The 4,687-nt window shown below is 75.9% G+C and carries 6 protein-coding genes; 3 read left to right on the top strand and 3 right to left on the bottom strand.

Annotated features, from left to right (window positions below; all coding sequences use genetic code 11):
• From DZF91_RS28000 to DZF91_RS28010, 3 genes are all read left to right on the top strand, one after another.
• The coding region (locus DZF91_RS28000; protein WP_235834621.1) for an urease accessory protein UreD at positions 1-952 on the top strand (952 nt) is incomplete at its 5' end.
• A 115-nt stretch (positions 953-1,067) separates the two neighbouring features.
• Positions 1,068-1,859, top strand: coding sequence for a DUF6544 family protein (locus DZF91_RS28005; RefSeq protein ID WP_117360125.1), 792 nt, complete (start codon positions 1,068-1,070; stop codon positions 1,857-1,859).
• Between the two features lie 135 nt (positions 1,860-1,994).
• Positions 1,995-2,372, top strand: coding sequence for a hypothetical protein (locus DZF91_RS28010; protein WP_117360126.1), 378 nt, complete (start codon positions 1,995-1,997; stop codon positions 2,370-2,372).
• A gap of 136 nt (positions 2,373-2,508) precedes the next feature.
• Here DZF91_RS28010 and DZF91_RS28015 read toward each other — a convergent pair whose 3' ends face one another.
• The 3 genes from DZF91_RS28015 to DZF91_RS28025 all read right to left on the bottom strand — a co-directional run.
• A complete protein-coding gene (locus DZF91_RS28015) occupies positions 2,509-3,711 on the bottom strand; it encodes an MFS transporter (RefSeq protein WP_117360127.1) in 1,203 nt (400 codons plus the stop codon).
• A 142-nt stretch (positions 3,712-3,853) separates the two neighbouring features.
• Positions 3,854-4,282, bottom strand: a complete 429-nt coding sequence (locus DZF91_RS28020) for an Rrf2 family transcriptional regulator (RefSeq protein ID WP_117360128.1) — start codon at positions 4,280-4,282, stop codon at positions 3,854-3,856.
• 155 nt (positions 4,283-4,437) lie between these two features.
• On the bottom strand, positions 4,438-4,687 hold a 250-nt coding region (locus tag DZF91_RS28025), incomplete at its 5' end, for a helix-turn-helix domain-containing protein (RefSeq protein ID WP_147341420.1).

Here is a 4,687-nt window from a genome sequence, read left to right on the forward strand (position 1 = left end):
CCGTGCCGTCGCGGACCGCGCGGACGTCGGACGGTGCGCGCCGCCCTGGACGCCCGCCGCCGTCGCCGCCCACGGCGCCGAGCCCGACACGCTGCCCGTCGGCTCTCCGGGCAAGGTCGGCGTGCTGGAGCTCGGCTTCGCCTCCGTCCAGGGCCGCACCGAGCTGACCGGGCACTTCCAGAAGGCGCCGCTGCACATCGCGCGCCCGCTGTACCCGGACGCGGCCCGGCCCGACATGCCGCACGTCATGGTCCTGTCGTCGGGGGGCGGCGTCCTGCAGGGCGACCGCTACCGGATCACCGCGGACTGCGGGCCGGGGACGGCCGTCCACTTCGGCACCCAGACCGCCACGCGGCTCTACCGGATGGAACACGACTTCGCGACCCAGCTCGTCGAGCTGGCGGCCGGTCCGGGCGCGTACGTGGAGTACCTTCCGCAGACCACGATCCCGTTCGGGGGCACCCGCTACCACCAGCACCTGCGCGTCACCGCGTCCGCGACCTCGACCGTCGTGCTCGGCGACAGGCTGATGGCCGGACGGCTCGCGCGCGGTGAACGGCACGCCTACACCGCCTACTGCGCGGACCTGGAGGTCCACGACGGGGACGGACGCCTGCTGTTCGCCGACCCGGTCCGGCTCGTCCCCGCCGACGGCACGGTCACCGGGCCGACGGTGATGGGGGGCTTCGGGCTCATGGCCTCGCTGTACGCGGTCACCGCCGCGGCGCCCGCGACCGAGCTCGCCGACCTCCTGCACGGAGCGCTCGCCGGCACGGGACTGCGCGGCGGGGCGAGCGTGCTGCCCGGCGGACGCGGGGCGTGGGCGCGGGTCTTCGGCGTCCACTCCCCCGAGGTGGAGGCGGCGTTCTTCGGCCTGTGGGACGCCGTCCGGCGCAGGCTGCTCGGCGTGCCCGCGCCCCGCCTCCACGACGGATCGTGGGTGGACGGGTGACGACGCCCGGCGCCGGAGGACGGACCGTTCGGCGGGCGGAACGGGCCGTTCGTCCCTGCCCCCGCGCGGCCCCGCGGCGAACACTGGAGACATGCGCGGAGCATCGTTGAACCTCATGGCGCGACCCGCCGCCGAGTCCCCGGCCCGGCGTCCCGGGCTCACCGAAGACGCACGACACGACTGGGCGCGGCTCACCCGTCCCAGCGGACCCGTCGGGATGTTCACCCCCGAGCAGACCTCCCGCCTCCCGGTCGCGGCCCGGCACTGGCTGCTGCACGCCATCGCCCCCGGCACCCCGCTGCTGACCACGGCGCGGCTGGAGATGCACGGGCGCATCCGGATCGCCGGGCACTGGTGGCCGTTCGACGCCGAGCAGGTCCTCAAACCGTCCCTCGGGTTCGTCTGGGCCGCGACGGCCCGCACGGCGGGCCTGCCCGTCACCGGGTTCGACGAGTACCACGAGGGCCGGGGCGTCATGCGCTGGCGGGTCCTCGACCGGATCCCGCTGATCACGGCGTCGGGGCCGGACGTGTCGCGGAGCGCGGCGGGCCGGCTGGCGGCCGAGTTCGTGCTGGCCCCGGCTGCGGCGCTGTCGCCGTCCGTCCAGTGGGAGCACCTCGACGACATGCGGGCCGTCGCGCACGTCTCGGTCGGCGCGGACGTCCACCCGGTCACCCTCACCGTTCACCCGTCCGGACGGCTGGTGTCGGTGACCGTCCCGCGCTGGGGCAACCCCGGCGGGGGCGCCTTCGGCGAGCACCTGTTCGGCGTCCGGGTCCAGCGCGAGCGGACCTTCGGGGGCTTCACCATCCCGTCCCTGGCCCAGGCGGGCTGGGGGCTCGGCACACCCGACTGGACGGAGGGGGAGTTCTTCCGGTTCGCCGTGGACGGCGCGGACTACCGGTGAGCCCGCCGGCCGTGGGCCGAAGGGTCCGCGGTCAGGGACCATCGGCCCTGGGGGCGCGCAGCCCCCGCAGGGCATCGTGAGTGATCGCACAGCGCGTCGGGCGGTCCGCCCGTCCGGCCCCGAGCAGGAGACGCCATGCCGCACACCACCGAATCCCCCGCCCCCGGCGTCGAGGAGAGCGCGCCCGCCGCACCGCCGCTCACCTTCACGTTCAACGGCGAAGTCCAGCCGGGCCAGGTGGACTGGGCCCGCGAAGCGTTCACGCGTGTCCTGGCCCACGCCCACGAGCCGGTGCTGTACGTCCACGCGACGCTGACGCAGCACCCGGTCCCGGCGGTGTCGGTGCGGGTGGACGTGAACGGACGGCCCGTGCACGCCCACGCGCGGGCGGCGTCCCTGCACGAGGCGATCGGCCTGACGGCCGACCGGATCGCGGTGCGGTTGCAGCGGATCGCGCGCGACTGGGAGTCCCGCCGCGGCCGGCACCCCCGCGGTGTCCGGCGGGCGGACTGAGCCCGGCCAGGCCGGGCCACCGCATCGGGCGGCCCGCCGGTTCATCGCCCCGGCGGGCCGCGACGTCCCTCCCGCACCGCCCGCACCCGAGAGGTGTGCACCCCTGTCCGGGGCGTGGTTCGCGGGAGCGGATTCGTCATGCGCGCGTGGCCGGAGCCGGATCGGTGAGCGCTGCCGACGGCGCGGGTGCCGCGGTGCGGCGGATGACGGCGTGTGCCGCTTCCGCCGCGACGAGGGCCAAGGCGAGGAGCACCGCGCCGACGGTGCCGAGCCAGTGGGCGCCGAACCACGCCAGCCCGGCCTGACCGACGAGGGGCGCGACCGAGACGCCGATGTACACCGTGGCCGAGGCGAGGCCGGTGAGCAGGGGCGCGGACGCCGGCATCGCGGCGATGAGGCGGTGGGCCTGAGGCGCGAGCAGTCCCCATCCGCAGACGCCCCAGACGAGGAGCGCCGCCACGGCGGTGGCCAGGTGCGCGCTCGTCCAGGGGAGCAGCGCGAAGTCGACCGCGGCGCCGGCGATCGCGGCGTTGATGATCCTGCGTCCGCCGAGGCGGTCGATCAGGCCGCCGGAGGCGAGGGTCCCGGCCGTGGCCGCGACGCCCCACACGAACAGGAGGGCGGCGAGGGTGGTTGCGCTGCCGCCGGTGGCGCGGTCCAGGCTCTCACCGATGAACGAGTAGACGGTGTACAGGCCGGTGTAGGCGAGGAGGGTCGTCAGCAGGGTCAGCAGGATGCGACGGTCGGCCAGAGGGGCGACACGGGCGCTCAGCGGGACCGCCGGGGGGACGGGGACCGCGGGCAGGAACAGGGCGATGGCCGCGGCGGCCAGCAGTCCGATCGCCGAGACGAACACCATGGTGGCGCGCCAGTCGCCGGTGAGGCCGCCGATGGCGGTGCCGAGGGGCGAGCCCAGCGCGGTCGCGGCGCTGAGTCCGGTCATGACGGTCGCGATGGCGCGACCGCGGCGCTCCGGGGGCGCGAGCGCGGTCGCGGCCGCGACGGCGGCGGGGGTGACCATGGCGCCGCCGAGTCCCGCGAGCGCCCGCGCGGCCAGCACCACGCCGAAGACCGGCACGAAGGCCGTCACGAGGTTGCCCGCGGTGAAGACCGCGAAGCCGGCGAGGAACAGCGTCCGGCGCGGCACCCGCGCGGCGACCGCCGCCATGACGGGCCCGAGGACGGCGTAGGGGAAGGCGTACGCGGTGATCAGCCAGCCGGCGGTGCCGACGGCGACGCCGAGCGAGTCCGCCGCGTCCGGGAGGATCCCGGCGACGACGAAGCTGTCGGTGCCGATGGCGAACGTTCCGGCGGCGAGGACGACGAGGGACCGGTACACGAGGGGGGACCTCCCGAGTGAATGTAACAGAAATGGTTACGACAATGGCCCGAAGAAAGGCCGGTCCGTGCGGACCGGCCGGCGCGGGACCGCGGCACCGGGGTGTGCCGTGGAGGCGCGCCTCAGGGGCGCGGCGCAGGGGTCAGGCGACCGTCTCCCGGAGCACGTCGGCGATGGTGACCGTGGCCAACTGCTCCTTCATCGACTCCTCCGCGCGCCCGTACGCCTCCCGCAGCACCGGCGGGATGCCCCGTCCGACGGGACAGGCCTGGTTGGGGGGTGCGGGGTGCGGCGCGAGGAGCGGTTCGGGCTCGACCGCCGCGTAGACGTCCCGCAGCGTGATCGACTCCGGGGCACGGCCGAGCATCCACCCCGCTCCCTGGCCGCGCCGCGAGACGACCAGGCCCGCGTCGCGCAGGCTGCCGAGGATGCGCCGGATGACGACGGGGTTGGTGTTGACGCTGGCGGCGATCCGGTCGGACGTCACGACGCCGTCGGGCCGCGAGGGGCAGACCAGGGCCATCCACGTCAGCGTGTGCGTGGCCACGGTCATGCGGCTGTTGGCGCTCATGGACCCTCCCGTCGGCCGAGGCTGCCGCCGAGGCGGCCGGACCTTGTCGCAACTGATTCTGTTACGACAAGCGGGTGCGTGTCCAGTCCCGCCGGTAAGGAGAACCCTCACGACGTGGAGGTGCGGCACCGGTGGCGGACGGGCCGGGGCGGTCCCTAGCGGGGCGACCAGGAGTATTCGTGTTCGGGGCGGCCGGTGGCGCCGTAGCGGAGGGCCACGTGGACCCGGCCCCGCTGGGCGAGGCTCGCGAGGTAGCGCTGGGCGGTGGCGCGGGAGATGCCGACGTCCTCGGCGACCTCGGCGGCCGAGCGCGGGGCGCCCGCGCGGCGCAGGGACTCGGCGACCAGCTGGGCCGTGACCGGCGTACGGCCCGCCGGACGGGCGGGACCGGCCGCCAGCGGCGCG

The organism is Actinomadura logoneensis, assembly GCF_003428695.1.
Lineage (GTDB): Bacteria > Actinomycetota > Actinomycetes > Streptosporangiales > Streptosporangiaceae > Spirillospora > Spirillospora logoneensis.